The organism is uncultured Marinobacter sp. (assembly GCF_913055835.1).
Classification (GTDB): Bacteria; Pseudomonadota; Gammaproteobacteria; order Pseudomonadales; family Oleiphilaceae; genus Marinobacter.
Map to the genome: position 1 here is coordinate 25,383 of NZ_CAJXKQ010000012.1, position 21,861 is coordinate 47,243.

Below are 21,861 nucleotides of genomic sequence, written 5' to 3' on the forward strand. Positions count from 1 at the left end.
GCAATCCTGCTCATGAAAAATGCCGGCGATTGGCGTATCATCGGCGCCATTGTCGAACCAGCAGGAGGCTCCAGCCCGAGATGGCCATCAAGAACGCATTCTACGCTCAGTCCGGCGGTGTCACCGCCGTCATCAATGCCAGTGCTTGTGGCGTCATTCAGACCGCCCGCAAGCATCCGGACAAAATCGGCAAGGTGTTTGCCGGACGCAACGGCATTATCGGGGCGCTGAAGGAAGAACTGATTGATACCAGCTTCGAGAGCGACGATGCCATCCAGGCGTTGATTCACACCCCCGGGGGCGCTTTTGGCTCCTGCCGCCACAAGCTCAAGAACATTTCCGAGAACCGGCGCGAGTACGAGCGGCTGATAGAGGTGTTCCGGGCCCACGACATTGGCTACTTCTTCTACAACGGTGGCGGGGACTCACAGGATACCGCCTACAAGGTTTCCCAGATCGCCGACAAGATGGGCTACCCCATTACCTGCATCGGCGTACCCAAGACCGTGGATAACGATCTGCCGTTCACCGACTGCTGCCCCGGCTTCGGCTCTGTGGCCAAGTACATTGCCACATCCACCATGGAAGCCAGCCTGGACATCAAGTCCATGTGTGAAACCTCCACCAAGGTGTTCATACTGGAAGTCATGGGGCGCCATGCCGGCTGGATTGCCGCTTCCGGCGGCCTGGCCGGACAGGGCGAGGGCGAGCCCCCGCACATTATCCTGTTCCCGGAAATCCCGTTTAATCGCGAAGCCTTCCTGGCTCGGGTTGATCACTGTGTGAAGGAATATGGCTACTGTGTTGTCGTGGCGTCCGAGGGTGCCCAGTACGAAGATGGCCGCTTCCTGGCGGATGCCGGTGCCAAGGATGCATTCGGTCACACCCAGCTTGGTGGTGTTGCCCCGGCTCTGGCCAACATGGTCAAACAGGCCCTCGGCCACAAATACCACTGGGCGGTTGCAGACTACCTGCAGCGCAGCGCTCGCCACATTGCCTCCGCCACCGACGTGGAGCAGGCCTACGCGGTCGGCCAGGCAGCAGTGGAAATGGCCATTGAGGGCAAGCAGGCACTGATGCCCACCATCGTCCGTGAGCAGGCCAAACCGTATCGCTGGAAGATTGGCGAAGCCCCACTTAGTGAAGTGGCAAACCAGGAAAAGAAGATGCCGATCCACTTCATCACCGACGATGGCTTCGGCATCACCCAGGACTGCCGGGACTACCTGGAACCCCTGATTGCCGGCGAGAGCTTCCCGCCGTTCGATAATGGCCTGCCGCGAGTGGCCAGACTCCAGAACACGTTGACCGAGAAGAAGCTGAAAACGGATTTCCAGCTGTAGCCCATCTCGGCCCCATCGGAAAGCAAAAAGCCTGACAGGTCGTCCCTGTCAGGCTTTTTGCGTTGTGCGCGGAATCATCTGCCCTGGTTAGCGGGCCAATTCCGCCTGGTGGTCGCGCACATAAGCATAGAACTGGTCAAAACCGCCCACGTACTGACTCCCGACAAGAATTTGCGGCACCGTATAGACAGGCCGGCCGATCCGGTCGGCGATATCCTGCTTGCTCATCCCCTTCTCGATCATGTCGACCCAGACATAGGGAATATTTCTGGCCTCACAAAGGTGCTTTGCCTGCACACAGAATCCACAACTCGAGCGACCATAAATCGTGACCTGCTCCATAAACACCTCCCCAAGATCTCTGACGATAAATTCCGGGACTAAACACACATGCCGGAATCATGACACGGCACCGGGTAATTGAAAATTGATGCTTTGAATCGCTGCCATAGTGGCCGGCCATCATGTTCTGAGACGGCTCAGCTCTCGCTCCAGAACCTGAACCTGGTCGTCCAGTGCCTGACCACTGCCCTTGACCCTGCTGGCCAGCTCCCGAAGGTCGTTGGCAGCATCGCCGATATGAGTGAGGTTGCGGTTGATTTCCTCGCTCACCGAGCTCTGTTCTTCCGCTGCAGTGGCCACCTGGGTTACATGTTCTACAATGGTGCCGATTCGGTCGACAACGGTGGCCAGTGAATGGGCCGCTTCCTGGGTGCCATCAACCGCCGAGGTGGCACGATCAACCCCGCTCTGGATCACCGAAACGGCACCGTTCACATCCTGCTTCAGGCCGTCGATCATGGTGCTGATTTCGTCGGTGGATTCCCGCGTACGGGAGGCCAGCGTGCGAACCTCGTCGGCAACCACGGCAAACCCGCGTCCCTGCTCGCCCGCCCTGGCGGCCTCGATGGCAGCGTTCAGGGCGAGAAGATTGGTCTGTTCGGCGATACCGCGGATGACATCCAGAATCCTGTTGATGTCCTCACTACGGTTGGCCACCTGCCCGATTGCCGTACTGGCCTCGCCCATGTCGTTGGCGACCGCGCTCACGCCATTCACCGCCGATGACAGGGTATCCTGGGTAAACCGGATGCCGTCCTGGGCCATGCGGGCGTTGTCTGCAGCTTCGCCGGCAAACCCGGCTACTTCGCCTGCGGCGGCAGACATTTCGTTCATAGCGGTGACCACACTGTCGATGTCCTGGTGTTGTCGACCTGTCTGTTCATCGGTCTCAACCGCAATACTGCCCACATCCCGGGCCTGCTCGCGGACTTTGGCGTTCACGCCTTTGAGGTCATTGATCATTTCTCTTAGCCGCGCCAGGAAGGCATTGAATCCGCCAGCCAGGTCGATCAGCTCGGAATGGGTGTCAATCTCCAGTTCACGGGTCAGGTCACCTTCAGCGCTGGCGAGGTTTTTCATGCGATCCCGGATTTCATCCAGCGGGCGGGTCACCGAGCGCACCAGAAGCACCAGAGCCACGATCGCCAGGACCACCACACCGATGCCCACAAAACTCTGGCGAGTCGCGGTCGCGGCGACCTCCTCCGACAACAGGCCGGTGATTTCTGAAACACTGGCGAGGGCGGCATCCCGTGGCAGCTCGATCAGCAGTGACCATTGTGCATCCGGCAGACGGATCTCAACGGGGTACGCCACGGCCAGGGTTTGCCCGTCATCAAAGCTGCCCTCGCCCTGGTGCAACTTGGCAAAGGTGTTGCCATGCTCGGGCACGGCCTCTTGGAGAGGCCGTCCAAGGTGCTCTTCATAATGACTTGAGGCCGCAATCAGCCCCTGCTCACTGATCAGCGTAACTCTGGACTGACCGTTGAACAGCTCCTGACTGACACCGGCAATGGTTCTTTGCAGTGTCGAGAGATTGATATCGACACCGACCACACCGGCGAAGGTTCCATCATCCAGAATCGGAACCACCAGGCTGGTCATTAATTCGGAGTAGCCCTCACTGATTTCGTAGTCGTAAGGCTCCATGATGCAGGGGGCCTTCGTATCCCGTGAACAGAGATACCACTCGGCTTCCCGGATCCCGAATTCGTTCACGCTGTCCAGATACTTGGTGGCCGGATCCTCGGTGCGACTGAACTGAACCTGGCCGTCCGGATCCCGATAGTAATAGATCTCCAAGGTGCCTTCGTCGCTGCTGTGCTCTTCAACTCCGCCCGTAAAGTAGCGATCCTGGCCATCGTAGCCATCAGGCTCAAACTGGGCGTAGATCGAACTCAGGCTTTTCTGCTCCTCCAGAACCGCGCCAACGGTCTCCTGCAGGGCCGTCCGACTGATACGTCCGGAGCTGTCAGCCTGAATGTTCCGGATAATGACATTGCGGACGACTTCCGGGGTTCGAAAAGCGGTCGCAAACTGGCCACTGACCAGTTCGCCATATTTGCCGGCGGTTGCGCCGAGCTGATCCATCACAATACCCTGAACCGTATCCCGGGTCTCGGCGGTCAATCTCTCTTCCATGTCTCCGAGTGACAGCTGGGCCGTAACCACGATGCTGATCCCCATAATCAGGAGCAGGGACACAACGAGGGCATAGAGCTTGAAGCGGAGCGATAACTGTTTCATGGTAAGGCCGGACCTGCGGAGTGTTGGAGGTTCATTTCATCTTAAAGCACGGAGGGCCCGGTGGCCTACCTGACGCTATTTCTGACCGCGTTCGCTGCCGCCACGCTGTTGCCTGCTTACTCGGAAGTACTGCTCGGCACCCTGATAACGCAGGGCTACTCCTGGTGGTGGCTCTGGTTCTGGGCAACACTCGGCAACACGTTGGGCTCGGTCGTTAATGGGATTATCGGCCGGCAGGTGGATCGCTTTAAGCATAAACGCTGGTTTCCGGTCAGCGAGATGCAACTGCACAAAGCGCGGAACCGCTTTAACCGTTATGGCCAGTGGTCGCTATTGATGGGCTGGCTCCCTCTCGGAGGCGACGCGCTGACCCTGGTTGGCGGGATCATGCGCGTCCCCTGGCTCAACTTTGTCATCCTGGTGGGTATCGGAAAGGGCGCCCGCTATGCCTTCGTGTTGTGGCTCGTGGCAGAGGCATCCGGTGCGTCATCCCCCTCACCGTAGAGGTATTTCCTGAGCAGTGGCTCGCCGTTGAATTCGGAATTCAGCACTGCAACGAAGGTGTAGACCCCGATCAACTTGCGGTTAAGAAACACAAATTCCTTCGGAGGCACCCGGAAATAACGACTGATGGCCGATCGCGCCGCCTGACGCGCCACACGTGACGGCAATTCACTCTGCTTCCAGCGATACTGGCCGTGACTGTTCACCGCATAATCCGGCCACGAGTCCTTGTCGCTGGATAGAGGCTCAAGAACCGACATACAAACCTGGCCAAACTTCTCCAGTACTTCCTCGGGCCAATCGGTGCTCATGAAGCGCAACTTCACGCCACCATCGATCACCCCCTGGAGATCATTCTCGTAGGAGGCTCTGATCATCTGGATGACCGGCTTGAGAAAGTCATCCGAGTAGGCCTGAACCGCCCCGAAATCAAGTAGGACAATACGGTCGTAACCCGGATCGTCCCCCTCTTCGCCGGCAATACGGATGCGATAATTACCGAAGTTCGGATCCGTCTGTATCTCGCCCCAGACAAACAGCTCCCGGAAAAACAGCTCCAGGGCAGCCTTGCCCAGGTCGCTGCGACGTTCCAGCGGAAGGTCCCGGACTGCCTGGGAACTGACCGAATGACCGTGTTCGTAGGTTGAGCAAATAACGTGGGCTGTTGAGAATTCCGGCAGGACCCTGGGCACGATGAACCTGGGATCCGACGCCAGCATGGTGCGGAATTTCTCGGTGGTTTTCGCTTCCAGGCGATAATCCACTTCCCGATGCATCATCTGCCGGACTTCTTCCAGCCAGTCATTGAACTCCGGGCCAAAACTGACCAGTCTCGCTACCCGCAACAGCTGGGCAACGGCATTCAGATCACTGTCAACCGCATCGGCAACGCCGGGGTACTGCACCTTAAGCACCAACTCCAGGCCGTCACTTTTGCGCCAGGCTCTGTGCACCTGCCCAAGCGAGGCCGCCCCGATGGGATCGGGTTCCACATCCAGTTGAGCCAGGCGGTCTGCCCCCAGCTCATCTTTCAATACACGTTCAATGGCCGGCCATTCCAGTGAGGTGGTCTGATCTTCCAGGGTATGCAACGCTTCGGTGACTTCCTCCGGGAGGAAATGCTCGCCATACAGGGCCATAACCTGGCCGATCTTGACCACGCTGCCTTTCAGTTGACCCAGCTCATCCACCAGGAACCGGGCCTGGCTCGACAGCATGGCCCGGTGCCGCTTCTCCCGGTTTTCCCGACTGCTGAACCAGTTGGTTGCCATATGAGAAGCCATACGGGTACCCGCGAACAACCCGGCGCGGGTCAGGCTCAACCTGCGCTCGAAACTGCCTGTCTTGATGCGGGAAACCGAATTTCCTGAACGTCTGGAAGACATAGTGACCTGTTCGGATCAGAGAATTTCACCACGTTTGGCGGTTGTTACCATTATACGGATAGTCAGGGTAGCTGACCTAACCGAGTCGACCGGCTTTCCGCGGCCATGGGGCCAATGTGTCAGCGTCGTCGCCGGTTTACACCTGACCAACCGGATCGTTTACGTTTCGACACAGTTTCTGGCAGGAAACCGGTCTAGTATTTCTACATACGTAAGGTCCAATAACGACTATCACAAGAACAAGATCCAAACATGCCGCAGTCCGCAAGAAAAGCACCGGATACGGAACTGTCCCAGTTCCGGGTCAAGGGCGAAATTCCTGTCCCGATCCTGATCAACTGGCTGACTGCCGTTGCCGTTCCCCTGCTGTTCTTCTTCGCCTGGCGCTCAAGCCTGCAGGACGACCCGGTTACGCCGCCGCTGCTGGTTGCCTTTGCCATTCTTCTGGCGATCAATTCTGTAACCTATCTGCTATCTGGCAACAAAACCCTGCAGCGACGGGGCTTCATTGCCCTGATCACGGTGCTGTTCACCTATCTCGCGATCTATGCAGTGGAAGATGGCTCAGCCATTATCTGGTTGTTTGCCTACCCCCCCATCATTTTCTATATCAGTGAATCCCGGGTTGGCGTGCTCGCCTGCAGTGGCGGATTCGCCGCCGTCATTCTGCTGTTCAGCCCGTTGGGAGACCTGCTGTTCGAGCCCCCTCACAGCACCAGTTTCCGGATTACCATGGTGGCGGTGCTCGGCTTTGAAATGGTCACCTGCTACATCCTTGACCAGAGCCGCCGGCGCAGCAAGCTGGGCCTGCTGAAGCTGGCCGCGGAATTCGAATATGCAGCCAAGCATGACGCCCTGACAGGCCTGGCCAACAGACGAGAGGCGCTTGAGCAGCTGGACATCGAGTACCAGCGCTACCTTCGCAATGCCCGGCCCTTTTCGGCGCTGCTGATGGACATCGACCTGTTCAAGAGCGTCAACGATAACTACGGGCATCATGTGGGGGACGAGTTGATCATCCTGGTTGCCCGGACCCTGCGGGAGCAATGTCGCAAGGTTGACACACTGGCCCGGTGGGGCGGCGAGGAATACCTGGTACTGTTGCCGGAGACCACGACCGAGGAGGCCATGTCGTCTGCCAACCGGATCCGGAAAGCCTTTGCTGCCAAATCCGTTGGCACCGAGCAGGGTCGGGTTCAGGCCACGATCAGTGTGGGTGTGGCATCAATCCGGGGATCCGAGTCCATCGACCGCCTTCTGCAGCGGGCAGATGAGGCCTTGTATCGGGCCAAATCCGAGGGGCGAAACAGGGTATGCGGTTACGAGAAGGAAGCCGCCGCCTGAACTACCAACCCTCGCGAAACTCGACATTCTGGTGGGCCAGACCGGTCACAAGTTGCTGCGACAATCGTTCCTGCACGTCGGCCAGGGTTACACCAGGAACAAAGTCCCGCACCTGACACATGGCCATGCCGGCGTAGCCGCAAGGGTTGATCCGCTGGAAGGGCTCCATGTCCATATCGACATTCAATGCCAGCCCGTGAAAAGAACAGCCCCGGCGAACCCGGAGGCCAAGAGAAGCTATCTTGGCGTCCCCCACGTAAACGCCCGGGGCGTCCGGTCTCGGAGCTGCCTCAATGCCCAATCCTGCAAGGGTACGGACAATGGCCTGCTCAATCTCGTCTACCAGAGAACGTACACCGAGTTTTTTGCGGGTCAGGTTGATCATCAGGTAAATCACAAGCTGACCGGGCCCGTGATAGGTCACCTGCCCACCCCGATCCACCGGGATAACCGGGATATCGCCCGGGGCGAGAATGTGTTCTGCCTTACCTGCCTGGCCCTGGGTGTATACCCGGGGATGCTCAAGGCACCAGAGTTCGTCCGCCACACTGTCATCGCGGTCGGCAGTGAACGATTTCATGGCTTCCCAGGTTTCCAGGTAGGGCTGTTCCCCCAGGGATCGAACAATCAGGTCAGGCATCTGGCTCAGAGCACCATGTGTACGCGGCCACTGGCCTTGAGATCCTCGAACAGGGCCTTCAATTGCGCCTCACCCGTGGCCACAATCCTCAGCTGAACCGAGGAAAAACGGCCTTTGCTGCTATCGTTAACCGTAATGTCAGTTTCACTGATCCCGGGTGCGTGCTGTTCCACAACCTCGACCACGAACTCGGTGAAATCCGGCGCGGCATTGCCGATCACCTTGATCACGTAGTCGCAAGGAAACTCAATTTTTGGTGCTTTCGGCTGACTCATGCCGTTTTACTCCCCGGGATCAACATCACCCTACTGAAATAACTGAATGAAAAAGAGCTTGATGGCATCCCAGATGCGTTTGAAGAACCCGCCCTCGGGAACCTCGGTCAGGGCCAGCACAGGCTGATCAACCAGTACCTCACCGTTATAGGACACCTTGACCCGCCCCAGCTCATCCCCCACGTTGATGGGTGCTTTGATGACAGAATCAAGGTCTACCGTGGACTCCAGATCGTTTCGGGACCCCCGGGGAATGGTGACATAGACGTCTTCGGTCATGCCGACAGAAAGCTGGTCAGCCTGGCCGCCCCAGACACGGGCCTCAATCAGCTCCTGGCCGGACCGGAACAGGCGTTCGCTCTCGTAGTAGCGAAAGCCGTAATTCAGCATCTTCTGGATTTCCTGGGCCCGCGCTTCAGAGCTGCTGGTGCCCATAACGACAGCAATGAAACGGGTGTCGTTGCGCTTGGCCGAAGCAACCAGACAGTAACCGGCTTCCTCAGTATGACCGGTCTTCAGTCCGTCAACGCTGTCATCCCGCCAGAGCAGGCTGTTCCGGTTGGGTTGGCGGATATTGTTATAAGTGAAGTGCTTTTCAGCGTACAGCGGATAGTTTTCCGGATAGTCATTGATGATTGCCTGCGCCAGCATGGCCAGGTCATAGGCCGTTGAAAAATGATCCGGCGAAGGCAGACCGGTAGCGTTTTCGAAGTTGGTGTCTTTCATGCCCAGCAACTGGGCCTGCTGGTTCATGATATCAACGAAGGCGTCTTCGCTACCGGCAACGAACTCTGCCAGGGCGACGGACGCATCGTTACCCGACTGGATGATCACTCCCCTGAGCAGATCCTCAACCGACACCTGGGTGCCTTCCCGGACGAAGGTTCGGGAGCCCTCGGTTTTCCACGCATTCACGCTGATCGGCACCATGTCGGACATGGAAATGCGGCCCTCATCAAGCTCCCGCTCGACGATATAGGCGGTCATCATTTTGGTCAGACTGGCCGGAGGCAAACGCTCGTGGCTGTTCTCCTCCATGATGATCCGTCCGCTCTTGGGATCCATCAGAACATAAGAGCTGCCGGCAATCTGCGGCGGCGACGGAATCAGTACCGACTGGGACATCGCCTTGCCTGTCACGGCAAGCATCAGCACAAAGACAACAGATAGGGTTCGAAAAGCAGAGTTTAAGGCCATGGGTCCATTCATTCGTCGTTAAGTGTGTTTCTTATACAGGTGTCTTTTTCGTCGCGCTCAGTGTGTATCGGTCAGCAGGATGGACTGATCGAAGCCCCGGGCTTCCAACAGGCTCTGGGTGCGCCTGGCGCTGTCTTCATCGCTGAACGGGCCTACCTGAACCCGATGAAACCGCCCTGAAGACGTATCAACAGCTCGCACACGCATCGGATTTTCCAGCACCGCCTTCGCCCGGCTCAGCAACTTTTCGGCCGGATCCCGGCTACTGAAGGAACCCAGCTGCACAAACAATGACCGGTTGGTCATCGCCATATCACCACTTGCCTTCACCCGGCTTTCAGCGTATCCGGTCGAGTCTCCGGGAGAGAAGGGCTTGCCGGCAATGAACATGGCTCCGTCCGGCCTGACTGTAATGGCGGCGACTTCTACCCGTGCCGTGCCCCGGGCCTGGTAACCCAGCTTTTTGGCAGCAGCATAGGACAGGTCAATGATTCTATCGCTGTGAAAAGGACCACGGTCGTTGACCCGAACCACTACGGAACGGCCATTATCAAGATTCGTTACCCGGGCATAACCCGGGATCCGCAGCGATTTGTGGGCGGCAGACATGGCATACATGTCAAAGGTTTCGCCGTTGGAAGTCTTGTGGCCATGGAATTTCTCGCCATACCAGCTCGCCGTGCCCCGGGCAACATAGCCGTCGTTGCTGTCGAGCACGTGGTACTGCTTGCCCCAGACCGTGTAGGGCGATTTATTGCCCGCCCTGCGAGGAGCCTCGTAAACCGGCACCGCATCGTCAAGCCCGGAGACATCAAAGTTGCCCGAGGGTGCCCTGTCGGTTGCCAGGGTGTAGCGTGACGAATGGTCCGTTTCCGGGGCTGATGCACAGCCGCCGAGCACCAGCAACGCAACAACCGTCAGCAGAAGAGAGAATGGGGGCTTGCAGTTCACTGTCCGGAGTTCCTCTTGACTACACTGGCCACCGCCATCAGCTTTCGGGCGGCCTGATCTTCATTGTAACGGGTTCTGCGCCGGAATCACCATTACCCGACCGCCATGGTTCGACCAACCCGGTCAGGCGCCAATCATCCGTCGGTGCGTATGGATCGACATCAAAACACCGAACGCCGCCATCAGCGTCACCCCCGAGGTTCCGCCGTAGCTGATCAGGGGCAATGGCACACCAACCACAGGCAAAAGTCCACTTACCATCCCGACATTCACGAAGATGTAGATAAAGAACGTCATGGTAAGCGCGCCGGCCAACAACCGACTGAACGAATCCTGGGCTGTGGCGGCAATGTAGAGGCATCGCAGGATGATCAGGAAATACACCGTCATCAGGATCAGCATACCGACAAAACCGAATTCCTCGGCCAGCACCGCCACGATAAAGTCGGTATGGCTCTCCGGAAGGAACTCGAGGTGTGACTGGGTCCCTTGCAACCAGCCTTTGCCATCCACTCCCCCGGAACCAATGGCTGTCTTGGACTGGATGATATTCCAGCCGGCCCCCAAGGGATCACTTTGCGGGTCCAGTAGTGTCAGCACCCGTTGCTTCTGGTACTCCCTCATGACGAAAAACCACATCAGAGGAGCGGACACGGACACCATGGCCACAAACGCGGTGATCAGTTTCCAGCTGATGCCGGCAAAAAACACCACGAAGATGCCGGCCATACCCACCAGCAACGAAGTCCCCAGATCCGGCTGCTGCATGATCATGATCATCGGCACCAGAACAATGGCCAGCCCAACGGCCACATGCCGGAACCTTGGCGGCAGGAAATGCCTGGACAGATACCAGGCCGCCATCATGGGCACCACCAGCTTCATCAGCTCCGAAGGCTGAAAACGGGGCAGCCCGGGGATCGCCAGCCAACGTTGGGCGCCTTTGGCCCCGACGCCCACCAGCATGACTGCAATCAACGCCACAATGCCAGCCGCATACAGCCACGGCGCCCATCGGCGAAACACCGAGGGATCCAGCTGGGCAAACACCAGCATCACGACAAAGGCAACGCCCAGGCGTATGCCCTGAGCCTTGACGACTTCCAGGTTCCGGTCGGCACCGCTATACAGCACGAACAGCCCGCCGGAAACCAGCAGTAGCAGCAGCAGTAACAGAATCGGGTCCAGATGCAGCGCGCTCCAGATACTGCGGTGACGGCCAAGCGGGTTGCTCGCCGTTGAATCCATTAACGCCTTGAACGCCATCAGTTGGCCACCTCGTCAACGTCGCTGACCAGTGTGCCATCGGCCTGCCCATAGTCGAGCAGCCAGGAATCGAACAGGGCGCGAGCCACCGGCGCGGCCGTGCCGCTGCCGCTGCCGCCGTTTTCAACGATTACCGCAACCGCGATCTCCGGGTTATCCGCCGGCGCAAAGCCAACGAAAAGCGCGTGATCCCGGAGCCGCTCGCGGATTTCTTCCTCATCGTATTCCTCATCCTCAGCCAGGCTGAAGACCTGGGCAGTTCCTGTCTTGCCCGCCATCTTGTAGGGTGCACCCCGCCCCACAGAGCGGGCCGTTCCCTTCGGCCCATGCATGACCTCAACCATGGTGTCGACGACGTATTCCCAGTCGTCGGGATTCTTGAGGCTAAGCGGCTCGTGGGTCTCGGCGGGCAGGAATTCCTCGACCGGTCGGTCTCCCTTGATGTCCTTTAGCAGCCTCGGCTCTACCCAGCGGCCACGGTTAGCAATCAAAGCGGTTGCCGTGGCCAGCTGCAATGGCGTAGCCAGCATGAAACCCTGCCCGATGCCCATATTGACAGAGTCCCCCGGATACCAGGGCTCGTTCCGGACCGCCCGCTTCCAGTCCCTCGAGGGCAGCAACCCGCTCAGCGCTCCCGAGACATCAAGGGTGGCGTCCTCTCCGAAGCCGAAACGGGACAGGTAGCTGTGCATGGTATCCACCCCCATCTCGACTGCCACCTCGTAGAAATAGACATCGCAGGATTCGGCCACAGCGTCTTTCAGATCCACCCAGCCATGGCCGGTTCGCTTCCAGTCGCGCCATAACCGGCCGCCTTCATTCAGGCGAAAATGCCCGGGATCCCAGATGGTGTAATCGCGGGTGGTGGCTTCGCTATCAAGGGCAGCTACTGCGAGCATCGGTTTCACCGTCGACCCCGGGGGGTACTGCCCACGCAGCGCCCGATTGAACAGTGGTTTGTCCTTGCTGTCGCTCAGTTCCCGGTAGTCATTAACGCTGATACCGGTAACGAACTTGTTGGCGTCAAAACCCGGCACGCTGGCCAGTGCAAGAATGCCACCAGTATCCGGTTCGATCGCAATGATGGCGCCCCGGCGACCATCCAGAAGTTCGTGGGCGCGCTGCTGCAGCCGGAGATCCAGATGCAGCTGCAGGTCCTCTCCGGGCACCGGGTTCTCCCGCTCCAGGACGCGCAGCGTGCGGCCGCGGGCGTTGGTTTCAACGTGCTGGTAACCGACCTCCCCATGGAGGATCTCTTCATAGAAGCGTTCGATGCCCGATTTTCCGATGTAGTTGGTGCCGGCATAGTTGACCGGATCGATCCGCTGCAACTCGTCCCGGTTGATACGACCAACAAAGCCCAGGGCATGGGCTGTCAATTCACTGTGCGGGTAGAATCGGACCAGCTCGGCCTTGACCTCAACCCCCGGAAGCTCATGGCGATGCACAGCGAGACGGGCCATCTCTTCTTCATTGAGGTCATAGCGAAGGGGGATTTCCTGGAAGGGTCGGCGAGGTTCCTGAAGCCGCCGCTCGAAACGTTCACGGTCTTCGTCGGAAATTTCCAGAATACTGCCAAGCTGCGCCAGGGTATCGTCCATGCCCTGAACCCGCTCGGGGACCAGCGTCACACTGAAAACGGGCCGATTCTCGGCCAACAGGGTGTCATTTCGGTCGTAGACGAGCCCCCGGGGTGGCGGTACCGACTGGACCTGAACGCGGTTCTTGTCTGAAAGGGTGGTATATACCTCATGCTCAACAACCTGAAGCTGGTACATCCGCACAATCAGACCGCCAATCGCCAGCATCACAAACACCAGCATCACCAGGGTACGGCGCTGGAAGAGCCGGCGTTCTGCTGCCGTATCCTTGAACTCACCCCATGGCATGGTTACCCCCTAGGCCCGGTGATACGGGTGATTGCGGGTGATCGACCAGGCCCGGTACAACTGCTCTGCCAGAACGATGCGTACCAGGGGATGAGGCAAGGTGAGCGGCGACAGCGACCATTGCTGGTCGGCCCGCTTCCGGCAATCGTCGGCGAGGCCATCGGGGCCGCCCACCAGAAAACTCACATCGCGGCCATCCTGTTGCCAGTTTTCCAGTTGAGCCGCGAGTTTTTCGGTCGACCAGGGCCGACCGCCAACCTCCAGCGCAATCACGCGGTCTTTCGAACCGGTGGCGGCCAGGATTGCGTCGCTTTCTCGCTGCATCAGCCTGGGAATGTCGGGATTTTTGCCCCGGTGGGCGACAGGAATTTCAACCAGTTCCACGGGAAGCTCCGGCGGCATGCGGCGGGCATAGTCTCCGAACCCGGTACTGACCCAGTCGGGCATTTTCTGCCCCACACAGATCAGGCGTAACCGCATGATTATTCGCTGCCCGCAACACCAAGATCCGGAGCATCGCGCCAGAAGCGCTCCAGATCGTAAAACTCCCGTGTGGCAGGCATCATCACGTGAACAACCACATCGCCCAGGTCCACAAGAATCCAGTCGCTGACGCCAGCACCCTCAACGTTGCTCGCGCGCACACCCTGCTCCTTGGCCTCGATAACAACGGAATCGGCGAGAGATTTCACATGTCGATTGGACGTTCCGGATGCCAGAACCATGAAGTCGGTGACACTGGTGCGGTCACGGACATCAATCACGCTGATGTCCTGTGCTTTCACATCTTCAAGCGCATTAATTACCAGATCTTTCAGTTGCTCTGCCTGCATAATCACCCTGTTGGACGGGCGTTTGCCGGTATGGCCGCCCGAAATATCATATTCAGACGCGATTGTAGCACTAAAAGTTCCCGTCGGGGCATGCACCATAGAGCCCCTGGCGACGAATTTCCGCCCAGACCGGATCGGGCATCAAATAGCGGGGTGAACGTCCGTCACCAATACGCTCCCGGATCCCCGTGGCGGAAATATCCAGAAGCGGCGGATCCAGCTCGAGAAAATGGCCGCAGGGCTTGTGCTTCAGAGTTTCGGGGCCTTCCACGCCCCGTTCCGCCAGCAGCCGGGCCGGTATGCCTGAAGGGTCCAGTGCAGGGCCTGGCCGACGGACAACCACCACATGGGCCAGCTCCGGGATCTGCCGCCACTCCCGCCACCGGTCGAATCCGGCGAATGCGTCAGTGCCCACCACCATCACCAGGGGCTCATCCGGCCCAAGCTCCGCGCGAAGCTGACGCAGGGTGTCGGCCGTATAGGAGGCACCCTCCCGTGCCAGCTCCCGGTCGTCAATTCGTAGCTGGGGCTCGTTGGCCACCGCCAGCCTCAGCAACTCCAGACGCTGACCGGAGGTAGCCCCGGTCTGCCCCCGGTGCGGTGGAATATGACAGGGCACCAGGCTGACGTAATCCACGCCAAGGCGGTCGCTGATTTCCAGGGCAAGCCTGAGATGGCCGTGGTGCACCGGATCAAAGGTTCCGCCATAGATCACATGCATGGGCATCAGGTCCGGATATGGCCGTCGCCGAAAACCACGTATTTCTGGGACGTGAGACCCTCAAGCCCCACCGGCCCACGGGCGTGAATCTTGTCGGTGGAGATGCCAATTTCGGCACCCAGACCATACTCGAAGCCATCGGCAAAGCGCGTGGAGGCATTGACCATGACGGAACTGGAGTCCACTTCGGTGATGAACCGGCGGGCCCGGGTGTAGTTCTCGGTGATGATGCTGTCGGTATGCTGGGAGCTGTAGCGGTTGATATGGTCAATAGCGCCGTCCAGGCCGCCAACCACACGCACCGCCAGCACAGGAGCGAGGTATTCAGCCTCCCAGTCCGCCTCGGTGGCTTCGGCCACGCCCTCTACGATAGCCCGGGTTCGTTCACAGCCCCGCAACTCCACGCCTTTCTCAACAAAAGCCCGGGCCAGAAGAGGCAGGATATCTTCGGCGATCTCGGAGTCCACCAGCAGGGTCTCCATGGTGTTGCAGGTCCCGTACCTGTGGGTTTTGGCGTTGATCGCCACGTTCACCGCCTTTTCCGGGTCGGCATGGCTGTCGATGTAGACATGGCAGACACCATCGAGGTGTTTGATGACCGGCACCCGGGCATCACGGCTGATACGCTCGATCAGACCCTTGCCACCTCTGGGCACAATGACATCAACATGGTCCGGCATGGTGATCAGCTCACCCACCGCAGCACGATCGGTTGTCTTGATCACCTGCACCGCATTCTCGGGCAGACCCGCTTTCGCCAGGCCCTCGGAAAGACAACGGGCAATGGCCTGGTTGGAGTGGATCGACTCCGAGCCGCCCCGGAGGATGGTTGCATTACCCGACTTGAGGCACAGGCTGGCCGCCTCGACGGTCACGTTGGGGCGGGACTCGTAGATGATTCCTATGACGCCCAGGGGAACACGCATCTTGCCCACCTGAATACCGGAGGGGCGGTAAGCCATATCCGTGATGGCCCCAATAGGATCGGGCAAGGAAGCCACCTGGCGCAGCCCTTCGATCATGGTGTCGATTCGCTGGGGGGTGAGCTCCAACCGGTCCAGCATCGCCGCATCCAGGCCATTTTCACGGCCCCGCTGCAGATCCTTGCCATTGGCCAGGGCGAGCTCTTCTCGCGCGGCATCAAGAGCCTCTGCCGTGGCCAGTAGCGCCTGATTACGCACAGCCGTGGTCGAACGCGCCACTCCGGCTGCCGCTGCTCGGGCCTGCTGTCCAACCTCGGCCATGTACGCTGCAATATCCATTCAAATACCTTTCTGTTTTCAAGCGGAATCAGGAATAAGTGCCTAACTTTACCTTTCCCGTTTCAAGTACGCATCCCAAACAGATATTATACCGCTGCGATATGCCATACTCGGAATCTGGAGGAGCTTTTGAACAACTCCCCGGGGACGGTTTTTTCAGGGAGTTCGGGAAAAAGGAAGGACACAATGGCCCAGATGGCCGAAAAATTCCTGTTAAGCAAGTTGTCGCGGGCAGGCTTCGTGGCCCTGATCGCCATTGCCACCCTCTGCGCCGTACTGGGAGAACCCATGGTTGCGGCGGCTGCGGCTGCGGCCGCAGGCATAGTGATTTCCGGCAAGACTTTCCACCCCAGCCGGGTGAATCAACCCTGGCCCCGTGTCCAGCAGGCCTTCTTCGTGATTCTTCTTCTGATTCTGTTGGCCAGCTTCTGGACCGGCCCCTGGATTTTGAGCCACTGGCTGTACGCCCTTCCCCTCGCCGCTTTCGCATTGATTCCGCCTGCGGCAGCAGCCGTGGTGACCCTGGCTATCGCCATTCTGGCTATGATCGCAACACAGTGGGCGGTAGGCCTTGCCGACCGCCACCAGATGATCAGCGCTTTTCTGCTAACGATGCTGCTCTCGGCTCTGCTGGTATTCCTGCGGGACTATAAGGCCCGGCAACTGGCCCCATTGCGCCGGACTGATGAACTGACCCAGGCTGCCAGCCGGGAATATCTTTCCGCCGACCTGCACAAGGAAATCCAGCGCAGCGAACGGGAAGGCACCGATATGTCCATTATCATGATCGGGCTGGACACCCACCTGAGCGACAATGATCCAGATGAAGACATACGCTCGATTCTTCCGCGCATCGGTCGCTACCTGCATTCCCAGATCCGCGATTTCGACACCTACTACCGGGTGGCCGATCTGCAGTTTCTGGTAATCCTGCCAGGTATTGCCACCAGTGACGCCATCGCCCGCGCGGAGACAATCCGCAAGGGCCTGGCAACGCTTCTGGAATCACACGGAATGAACCTTACGGTCAGTACCGGAATCGCCGGCCTGAATATCGGTGACGATGCCAACAGCCTTCAGCAGAGCGCGGCGAATGCCTTGCGCCGGGCCCAGCAGCAGGGCGGCAACCGGAGCCAGGCCTACAGTTCATGGTCGCAACCGGCGCAGCCGAGCCAACCACGGGCAGAGGGGCCGGCAGCATGACCGAGACCCGCCTGAGAACCTGGACACACGCCTTTGGTTACGGCATTGCCTGCCTGTTTATTTTCACCCTGGCCATGCAGAACCTGCGCTATGGCTTCTACGAACTGTTCTATCTGGCCTCCGGAATGGCGGTCCTGACCCTGGCCGGCGCAATTTACACCATTATCTGCCGCCGGCATCAGTTGTCGGCACCGGGGCATCTGGTCATCCTCTCCGGCCTGAACAGCGGCATGCTGGCAGCTCTGCTGACCATGAATGCGCCCGGCATCAGCCACTGGGCAATGCCCCTGCTTGTGCTGAACCTGCTTATCCTGCCGCTGCGCCAGGGCGTAGGGCTCTCTCTTTTGCTGTTAGTGCCCATGTCGATCATCCTTTTCCTGGAACAGCCACCGGCCGAAGCCATTGCCATCACGGGAGGTCTGTTCATTCTTCTGGCGGTCGCGGCACTGTACATCTGGCACTATGACCACATGGCCCAGTCGGCCGAGGATCTCGCCATTACCGATCCCGTAACCGGTGCTCATAACGCCCGCTTCCTCGATGAAACCCTGCAGAAAGAGATCAGCCGGGCCATCGCCACCGGGCACTGCCTGTCTGTAATCGATCTGAGTATTGATTACGCGGATGAAGTGGCCGACCTCCATGGCAGGGACCAGGTTCAGGGTCTGTTCCGGGACATGACCGAACACCTCTTCGGGGTTATTCGTGCCGGCGACACACTCTATACGCTGAAAGACTCCGAATTCTTCCTGATCCTGCCGTTTACGCCGGAAGAAGGTGTGAGAGTCATTGCCGAGCGGATTCGCCGGACCATCGCTGAACACCACTGGCCGGTGGTCGGCAAAGCCACCGTCAGCCTCGGCTGCACCACCCGCGGCAGCGGTGACACCCGCACCGACACACTCAGAAAACGGGCCCACCAGGCCATGGAGGAAGCTCGCAGACGGGGCACGGATTCAGTCTGGTTCAGTCCGGGAGAAACCATCGAAACATGAGCAGTGCCTGGTTGAACGACCTGTCGGCATGGTTGAGCCTGCATCCCGGCTGGCTGGCAATGGCTCTGTTTACCACCGCTTTTATCGAATCCCTCGCCATCGCCGGCATTATTGTCCCTGGTGTCGCCATCCTGTTTGCCGTTGCTGTGCTGGCCGGTGAAACCGGGATGCCGTTACCGGAAGCACTGCTCTGGGCGGGCCTGGGCGCCATTGCCGGCGACACCGCCAGCTTTGGTCTTGGGCGGCTGCTGCAGGGCCGCCTGACAACAGCCTGGCCGCTGAGCCGTTACCCGAAAATCATCAGCACCGGAGAGCGTTTTTTTACCCGACACGGCGGCAAAAGCGTGATCATCGGGCGCTTTGTCGGGCCGGTGCGCCCGGTCATTCCCCTGGTGGCCGGTGCGCTGATGATGTCCTGGCGTCGCTTTCTGGCCTTCAACATCGGCTCAGCCATCGCCTGGGCGCCAGTCTATATTTTCCCGGGTTTTTTGGTGGGCAGCGCACTGGCCAGCGAAATCAGGCCGCCGGCGCACTTCTATGCGGTAATCGGCATCAGTCTCGCTGCCCTGACCGCGGTCTATTTCGTGCTGTTGCGATTTCAATTGGGGCTCGGTGAAACCAGCCGTTTTTACCAATGGCTGAAACAATGGATGGCGAAGTACGAAGCGACACACCGATTCTGGCGTCTGTATACCAATCAGCGGCCAGCCCGGGAGGGTGAATTTCCGCTGTCTTCATTTTTGCTCGCGCTGGGCGCTTCCGCTCTGCTGCTGCTCTGGGGTCAACTGGCCACAGCAACTCACCTGCTCGACGGGTTCGACCAGGCTACCCGTCTCTGGTTCGAGCAACTCCGCCAGCCCCTGCTGGACGGTCCCTTCATTGCCATTACGCTGCTTGGAGACCCGCCGGTACTGATAGCTGCTGGTGCGCTGGCTTGCATGGCGCTGGTGTTTCGTGGCTACTATGCCGCTGCCGTACACATTCTGGTGGCTGTCGTTGCTACGGTTATTCTGGTCTGGGGCCTGAAATCCCTGCTCGGCGTCCCCCGGCCAGACGAAGTCATGGACCCGCCAAGTTCCGGCGCCTTCCCAAGCGGTCACACTGCAGGTATTACCCTGCTGGTCACCCTGCTGGCCAGTTTCGTTGCCGGAGAAAGCCGTCACCGGAAGCGCTGGCAGTACTATGTCCTGCTGTCTCTACCACTGGTTCCTGTGGCTCTGAGCCGGCTTTACCTGGGGGTTCACTGGTTCACGGACGTGATTGGCGGGCTGTTGCTCGCACTGGCCGTTACCGGGGCGGTGCGAGCCAGTTACAGCCGTTACGACAAGGTACCTCTGGCAACGGATATAACCGTGGTAGTTGCAGCGATCGCGTGGGCGGCCTTTGCTTGCGGGTATATTGCGCTGTCGTGGGACGAGGCTGTGATGAATTTCCGGCCCCTCGGCTAGCCCTTAGCCTTCTTCCAACGCCTCCAGAAGCCCCTGCAGTCGACTGAGGCGTTCCAGTGGATCCTGCAACTCCACCAGCTTCTGCTTCTCCTGTTTGTCCAGGGGCAAAAGCTCCGTGAGCCGCCAGCCAACATCCCGGGCATCGCCATAGTCGATGTCCATATTCAGGTCCCTGATTACCGGATGCCGGAACAGTGCCTTGAGAACAGAGGGCAGCTCGCTGAAGCGTTCCGGCACCTCGCTTTCGGCCTCCTCAATCAGGCATTCCACGTCGCCAACATTCAGGCCGTCTTCCTGCTGCCAACTGCGGACCACCGACACCTTGGACTCGCCCTCCACGGTGATCCCCAAAAGGCCGTTATCAAGCTGCTGGAAATCAATAATCCGAACATAGGTGCCAATGTCGTAGAAGGCTGCGGTGCGCCCTGTTTCTCCGCCTTCCTGCAACAACACCACAACAAACCCCCGATCTTCCTTGAGGCAACGCGTCAGCATGTCGATGTAGCGCGGCTCGAACAGCTGTAAGGGAATCCTCCCCCTGGGCAGGACGATGGAGTTCAGGGGGAACAAAGGTACATTCATAAGTGCAACAGTCACCGGAAAGCAGACTCCACAGTTTACACAGCCCGGACGATCACCGAATGGACAGCAACTGCTGAACTTCGTCGACCCGGGCCCTGGCCTCCGTGAGAAGCTGCAAACTGCGGGAGGCATTGAGTTCAAGTTCACCCAGACGCCGATACGCCGGCACCTGGTCGAACGGAGGCAGCTCGGCATTCTGGCTGGAACCGATCATTGAATGCAATTGCGCCACGATAACCACATCCACCAGTTGCGGCGACGCCTCACGGCATTCATAGCCCCAATCCTCGGCATGGCGGACCGCCTCCACGAAGGCCGGCGGGAAAGACCAGTTTTCGAGAACCGCCGTGCCCACATCGGCCCGGAGTTCCCGGATTGCATGGCTCAGGTTGGCCTCATCGGCAAAAAGGTTCACATGGTGCTCGGCCTGGACCAGAATGGGCACCACGCCGATATCATGGAGCAGCCCCGCCAGCAGCGCTTCTTCCGGATTCAGTTTGGTCGCGTGATCCGCCAGCACCCAACACAGGGCTGCCACTTCCCGGGAGTGCCGCCAGAGCTTTTCCATTTCTTTTTGCAACGATGCCTGACGGGTCTTGAACACCTCCCGCATCGAGAACACTGTCACCAGTTGCCGGGTGGTACGCATGCCAAGACGAACAACCGCTTCCCGGACATTCCGGACGTCACTGAACCCGCGATAAAGCGGGCTGTTGCAGGCGCGGACAAGCTTGGCGGCCATGGCCGGATCCGCAGACACCGCCAGTGCCACCTGGTCTGCCGTCGATTCCTCTCGATCGACCGCACGACGGACCTTCCAGGCCACATCCGGCACACTGGGCAGCTTGACCTGATTCGACCTCAACTCCGACAGGAACTCCATCAACAGATGATGTTCCTCGCTTTCCATGCCGCCGGTGCCTTCACCGGAATCCATTTCGACCTGTTCCACAGGCGCCGAGCGCAGCAGCTGGTTGAGGATTTCCTGCTCAACCACCAGGAACTCGCAGGGTTTTACCGCCGTTACGTCGTACATCCGGGGCTGAAGCCGGGCTATGGGATTCTGCGCTTTCTCCGTCTCGGCTTCGATGATCGATTTACGGCCGTCGAGGGATTCAAGTTCCACCTTGCCGGCAATCAGGAAAAAGTCGAGACCATCCCGGACACCGCGCTCCAGAACCCGCTGCCCGGGCCCATGGGTGCGTCGCTCGGCGCGGCTGGCAAGCAGGACCAGTTGATCATCGGTCAGCCGGTTCAACGGCTGAAACTCTTTAAGGCGACGAAGCGGCAGGCTTTCCTGGCCGGCCATAGGCATACTCCTTGTCGGTTCAAACCGGAAAATAATTGGGCAACTGTGTTAACTATTGTAAACAGCGGCTCTGAAAACAACCATGCGCCTCGAGTCTAATCTGGTATCCTCTGTTTTTTTGATCA

21 protein-coding genes are annotated in these 21,861 nt (G+C 59.1%); 6 read left to right on the forward strand and 15 right to left on the reverse strand.

Annotated features, from left to right (window positions below; all coding sequences use genetic code 11):
• Nucleotides 1-80 precede the first annotated feature (80 nt).
• Nucleotides 81-1,343 (forward strand): 6-phosphofructokinase, encoded by a 1,263-nt coding sequence (locus QZ534_RS08645; protein WP_296933694.1) that lies wholly within the window; start codon nt 81-83, stop codon nt 1,341-1,343.
• Nucleotides 1,344-1,430: 87 nt separating this feature from the next.
• Here the strand turns inward: QZ534_RS08645 and QZ534_RS08650 are convergent, their stop codons facing one another.
• Nucleotides 1,431-1,685 (reverse strand): GrxA family glutaredoxin, encoded by a 255-nt coding sequence (locus QZ534_RS08650; RefSeq protein WP_296933696.1) that lies wholly within the window; start codon nt 1,683-1,685, stop codon nt 1,431-1,433.
• Nucleotides 1,686-1,805: 120 nt separating this feature from the next.
• Entirely contained in the window at nt 1,806-3,932 is a 2,127-nt protein-coding gene (locus QZ534_RS08655) for a methyl-accepting chemotaxis protein (protein WP_296933698.1), read from the reverse strand.
• 60 nt (nt 3,933-3,992) lie between these two features.
• Between QZ534_RS08655 and QZ534_RS08660 the strand changes: the two genes are divergently transcribed.
• A complete protein-coding gene (locus QZ534_RS08660) occupies nt 3,993-4,436 on the forward strand; it encodes a YqaA family protein (RefSeq protein WP_296933699.1) in 444 nt (147 codons plus the stop codon).
• Here QZ534_RS08660 and QZ534_RS08665 read toward each other — a convergent pair.
• Complete coding sequence (locus QZ534_RS08665; RefSeq protein WP_296933701.1) at nt 4,376-5,821, reverse strand: AarF/ABC1/UbiB kinase family protein; 1,446 nt, start codon at nt 5,819-5,821, stop codon at nt 4,376-4,378. The genes QZ534_RS08660 and QZ534_RS08665 overlap by 61 nt on opposite strands.
• Before the next feature lie 252 nt (nt 5,822-6,073).
• Here QZ534_RS08665 and QZ534_RS08670 point away from each other — a divergent pair, with 252 nt between their 5' ends.
• Nucleotides 6,074-7,165 (forward strand): GGDEF domain-containing protein, encoded by a 1,092-nt coding sequence (locus QZ534_RS08670; protein WP_296933703.1) that lies wholly within the window; start codon nt 6,074-6,076, stop codon nt 7,163-7,165.
• A 1-nt stretch (nt 7,166) separates the two neighbouring features.
• Here QZ534_RS08670 and lipB read toward each other — a convergent pair whose 3' ends face one another.
• From lipB to QZ534_RS08720, 10 genes are all read right to left on the reverse strand, one after another.
• Nucleotides 7,167-7,805, reverse strand: a complete 639-nt coding sequence (gene lipB / locus QZ534_RS08675) for a lipoyl(octanoyl) transferase LipB (protein WP_296933705.1) — start codon at nt 7,803-7,805, stop codon at nt 7,167-7,169.
• A gap of 5 nt (nt 7,806-7,810) precedes the next feature.
• Nucleotides 7,811-8,080, reverse strand: a complete 270-nt coding sequence (locus tag QZ534_RS08680) for a DUF493 domain-containing protein (protein ID WP_296933707.1) — start codon at nt 8,078-8,080, stop codon at nt 7,811-7,813.
• 30 nt (nt 8,081-8,110) lie between these two features.
• On the reverse strand, nt 8,111-9,277 hold the full coding sequence (locus tag QZ534_RS08685; protein WP_296933709.1) for a D-alanyl-D-alanine carboxypeptidase family protein: 1,167 nt from the start codon (nt 9,275-9,277) through the stop codon (nt 8,111-8,113).
• Nucleotides 9,278-9,334: 57 nt separating this feature from the next.
• Nucleotides 9,335-10,228, reverse strand: coding sequence for a septal ring lytic transglycosylase RlpA family protein (locus QZ534_RS08690; protein ID WP_296933711.1), 894 nt, complete (start codon nt 10,226-10,228; stop codon nt 9,335-9,337).
• Nucleotides 10,229-10,351: 123 nt separating this feature from the next.
• The gene (gene rodA, locus QZ534_RS08695; protein ID WP_296933713.1) at nt 10,352-11,494 is read right to left on the reverse strand and encodes a rod shape-determining protein RodA; all 1,143 of its coding nucleotides are present in this window, start codon (nt 11,492-11,494) and stop codon (nt 10,352-10,354) included.
• On the reverse strand, nt 11,494-13,383 hold the full coding sequence (mrdA, locus tag QZ534_RS08700; RefSeq protein ID WP_296933714.1) for a penicillin-binding protein 2: 1,890 nt from the start codon (nt 13,381-13,383) through the stop codon (nt 11,494-11,496). The genes rodA and mrdA overlap by 1 nt, the downstream gene beginning before the upstream one ends.
• Nucleotides 13,384-13,392: 9 nt before the next feature.
• Entirely contained in the window at nt 13,393-13,863 is a 471-nt protein-coding gene (gene rlmH / locus QZ534_RS08705; RefSeq protein WP_296933715.1) for a 23S rRNA (pseudouridine(1915)-N(3))-methyltransferase RlmH, read from the reverse strand.
• 2 nt (nt 13,864-13,865) lie between these two features.
• On the reverse strand, nt 13,866-14,216 hold the full coding sequence (gene rsfS, locus QZ534_RS08710) for a ribosome silencing factor (protein WP_064227041.1): 351 nt from the start codon (nt 14,214-14,216) through the stop codon (nt 13,866-13,868).
• 70 nt (nt 14,217-14,286) lie between these two features.
• The gene (gene nadD / locus QZ534_RS08715) at nt 14,287-14,937 is read right to left on the reverse strand and encodes a nicotinate-nucleotide adenylyltransferase (protein WP_296933717.1); all 651 of its coding nucleotides are present in this window, start codon (nt 14,935-14,937) and stop codon (nt 14,287-14,289) included.
• Nucleotides 14,938-14,942: 5 nt separating this feature from the next.
• Nucleotides 14,943-16,199, reverse strand: a complete 1,257-nt coding sequence (locus tag QZ534_RS08720) for a glutamate-5-semialdehyde dehydrogenase (RefSeq protein ID WP_296933719.1) — start codon at nt 16,197-16,199, stop codon at nt 14,943-14,945.
• Between the two features lie 186 nt (nt 16,200-16,385).
• Between QZ534_RS08720 and QZ534_RS08725 the strand changes: the two genes are divergently transcribed.
• The 3 genes from QZ534_RS08725 to QZ534_RS08735 are packed head-to-tail and all read left to right on the forward strand — an operon-like array spanning nt 16,386 to nt 19,845.
• Nucleotides 16,386-17,402 (forward strand): GGDEF domain-containing protein, encoded by a 1,017-nt coding sequence (locus QZ534_RS08725; protein WP_296933721.1) that lies wholly within the window; start codon nt 16,386-16,388, stop codon nt 17,400-17,402.
• A complete protein-coding gene (locus tag QZ534_RS08730) occupies nt 17,399-18,397 on the forward strand; it encodes a diguanylate cyclase (protein ID WP_296933723.1) in 999 nt (332 codons plus the stop codon). The genes QZ534_RS08725 and QZ534_RS08730 overlap by 4 nt, the downstream gene beginning before the upstream one ends.
• The gene (locus QZ534_RS08735; protein ID WP_296933724.1) at nt 18,394-19,845 is read left to right on the forward strand and encodes a bifunctional DedA family/phosphatase PAP2 family protein; all 1,452 of its coding nucleotides are present in this window, start codon (nt 18,394-18,396) and stop codon (nt 19,843-19,845) included. Before QZ534_RS08730 ends, QZ534_RS08735 begins: the two co-directional genes overlap by 4 nt.
• A gap of 3 nt (nt 19,846-19,848) precedes the next feature.
• On the opposite strand, the gene QZ534_RS08740 is transcribed toward QZ534_RS08735, so the two are convergent.
• Both QZ534_RS08740 and QZ534_RS08745 read right to left on the reverse strand, forming a co-directional pair.
• Nucleotides 19,849-20,427: an LON peptidase substrate-binding domain-containing protein gene (locus QZ534_RS08740; protein ID WP_296933726.1), complete on the reverse strand. Its 579-nt coding sequence runs from the start codon at nt 20,425-20,427 to the stop codon at nt 19,849-19,851.
• Between the two features lie 52 nt (nt 20,428-20,479).
• Nucleotides 20,480-21,736, reverse strand: coding sequence for an HDOD domain-containing protein (locus tag QZ534_RS08745; protein WP_296933728.1), 1,257 nt, complete (start codon nt 21,734-21,736; stop codon nt 20,480-20,482).
• Nucleotides 21,737-21,861: the final 125 nt, after the last annotated feature.

Excerpts from the sequence above, each read along its gene's own strand:
- QZ534_RS08645 (WP_296933694.1), top strand. The coding sequence starts at position 81 with ATGGCCATCAAGAACGCATTCTACGCTCAGTCCGGCGGTGTCACCGCC.
- QZ534_RS08650 (WP_296933696.1), bottom strand. The coding sequence starts at position 1,685 with ATGGAGCAGGTCACGATTTATGGTCGCTCGAGTTGTGGATTCTGTGTG.
- QZ534_RS08655 (WP_296933698.1), bottom strand. The coding sequence starts at position 3,932 with ATGAAACAGTTATCGCTCCGCTTCAAGCTCTATGCCCTCGTTGTGTCC.
- QZ534_RS08665 (WP_296933701.1), bottom strand. The coding sequence starts at position 5,821 with ATGTCTTCCAGACGTTCAGGAAATTCGGTTTCCCGCATCAAGACAGGC.
- QZ534_RS08670 (WP_296933703.1), top strand. The coding sequence starts at position 6,074 with ATGCCGCAGTCCGCAAGAAAAGCACCGGATACGGAACTGTCCCAGTTC.
- lipB (WP_296933705.1), bottom strand. The coding sequence starts at position 7,805 with ATGCCTGACCTGATTGTTCGATCCCTGGGGGAACAGCCCTACCTGGAA.
- QZ534_RS08680 (WP_296933707.1), bottom strand. The coding sequence starts at position 8,080 with ATGAGTCAGCCGAAAGCACCAAAAATTGAGTTTCCTTGCGACTACGTG.
- QZ534_RS08685 (WP_296933709.1), bottom strand. The coding sequence starts at position 9,277 with ATGGCCTTAAACTCTGCTTTTCGAACCCTATCTGTTGTCTTTGTGCTG.
- rodA (WP_296933713.1), bottom strand. The coding sequence starts at position 11,494 with ATGGCGTTCAAGGCGTTAATGGATTCAACGGCGAGCAACCCGCTTGGC.
- mrdA (WP_296933714.1), bottom strand. The coding sequence starts at position 13,383 with ATGCCATGGGGTGAGTTCAAGGATACGGCAGCAGAACGCCGGCTCTTC.
- rlmH (WP_296933715.1), bottom strand. The coding sequence starts at position 13,863 with ATGCGGTTACGCCTGATCTGTGTGGGGCAGAAAATGCCCGACTGGGTC.
- rsfS (WP_064227041.1), bottom strand. The coding sequence starts at position 14,216 with ATGCAGGCAGAGCAACTGAAAGATCTGGTAATTAATGCGCTTGAAGAT.
- nadD (WP_296933717.1), bottom strand. The coding sequence starts at position 14,937 with ATGCATGTGATCTATGGCGGAACCTTTGATCCGGTGCACCACGGCCAT.
- QZ534_RS08720 (WP_296933719.1), bottom strand. The coding sequence starts at position 16,199 with ATGGATATTGCAGCGTACATGGCCGAGGTTGGACAGCAGGCCCGAGCA.
- QZ534_RS08725 (WP_296933721.1), top strand. The coding sequence starts at position 16,386 with ATGGCCCAGATGGCCGAAAAATTCCTGTTAAGCAAGTTGTCGCGGGCA.
- QZ534_RS08730 (WP_296933723.1), top strand. The coding sequence starts at position 17,399 with ATGACCGAGACCCGCCTGAGAACCTGGACACACGCCTTTGGTTACGGC.
- QZ534_RS08735 (WP_296933724.1), top strand. The coding sequence starts at position 18,394 with ATGAGCAGTGCCTGGTTGAACGACCTGTCGGCATGGTTGAGCCTGCAT.
- QZ534_RS08740 (WP_296933726.1), bottom strand. The coding sequence starts at position 20,427 with ATGAATGTACCTTTGTTCCCCCTGAACTCCATCGTCCTGCCCAGGGGG.
- QZ534_RS08745 (WP_296933728.1), bottom strand. The coding sequence starts at position 21,736 with ATGGCCGGCCAGGAAAGCCTGCCGCTTCGTCGCCTTAAAGAGTTTCAG.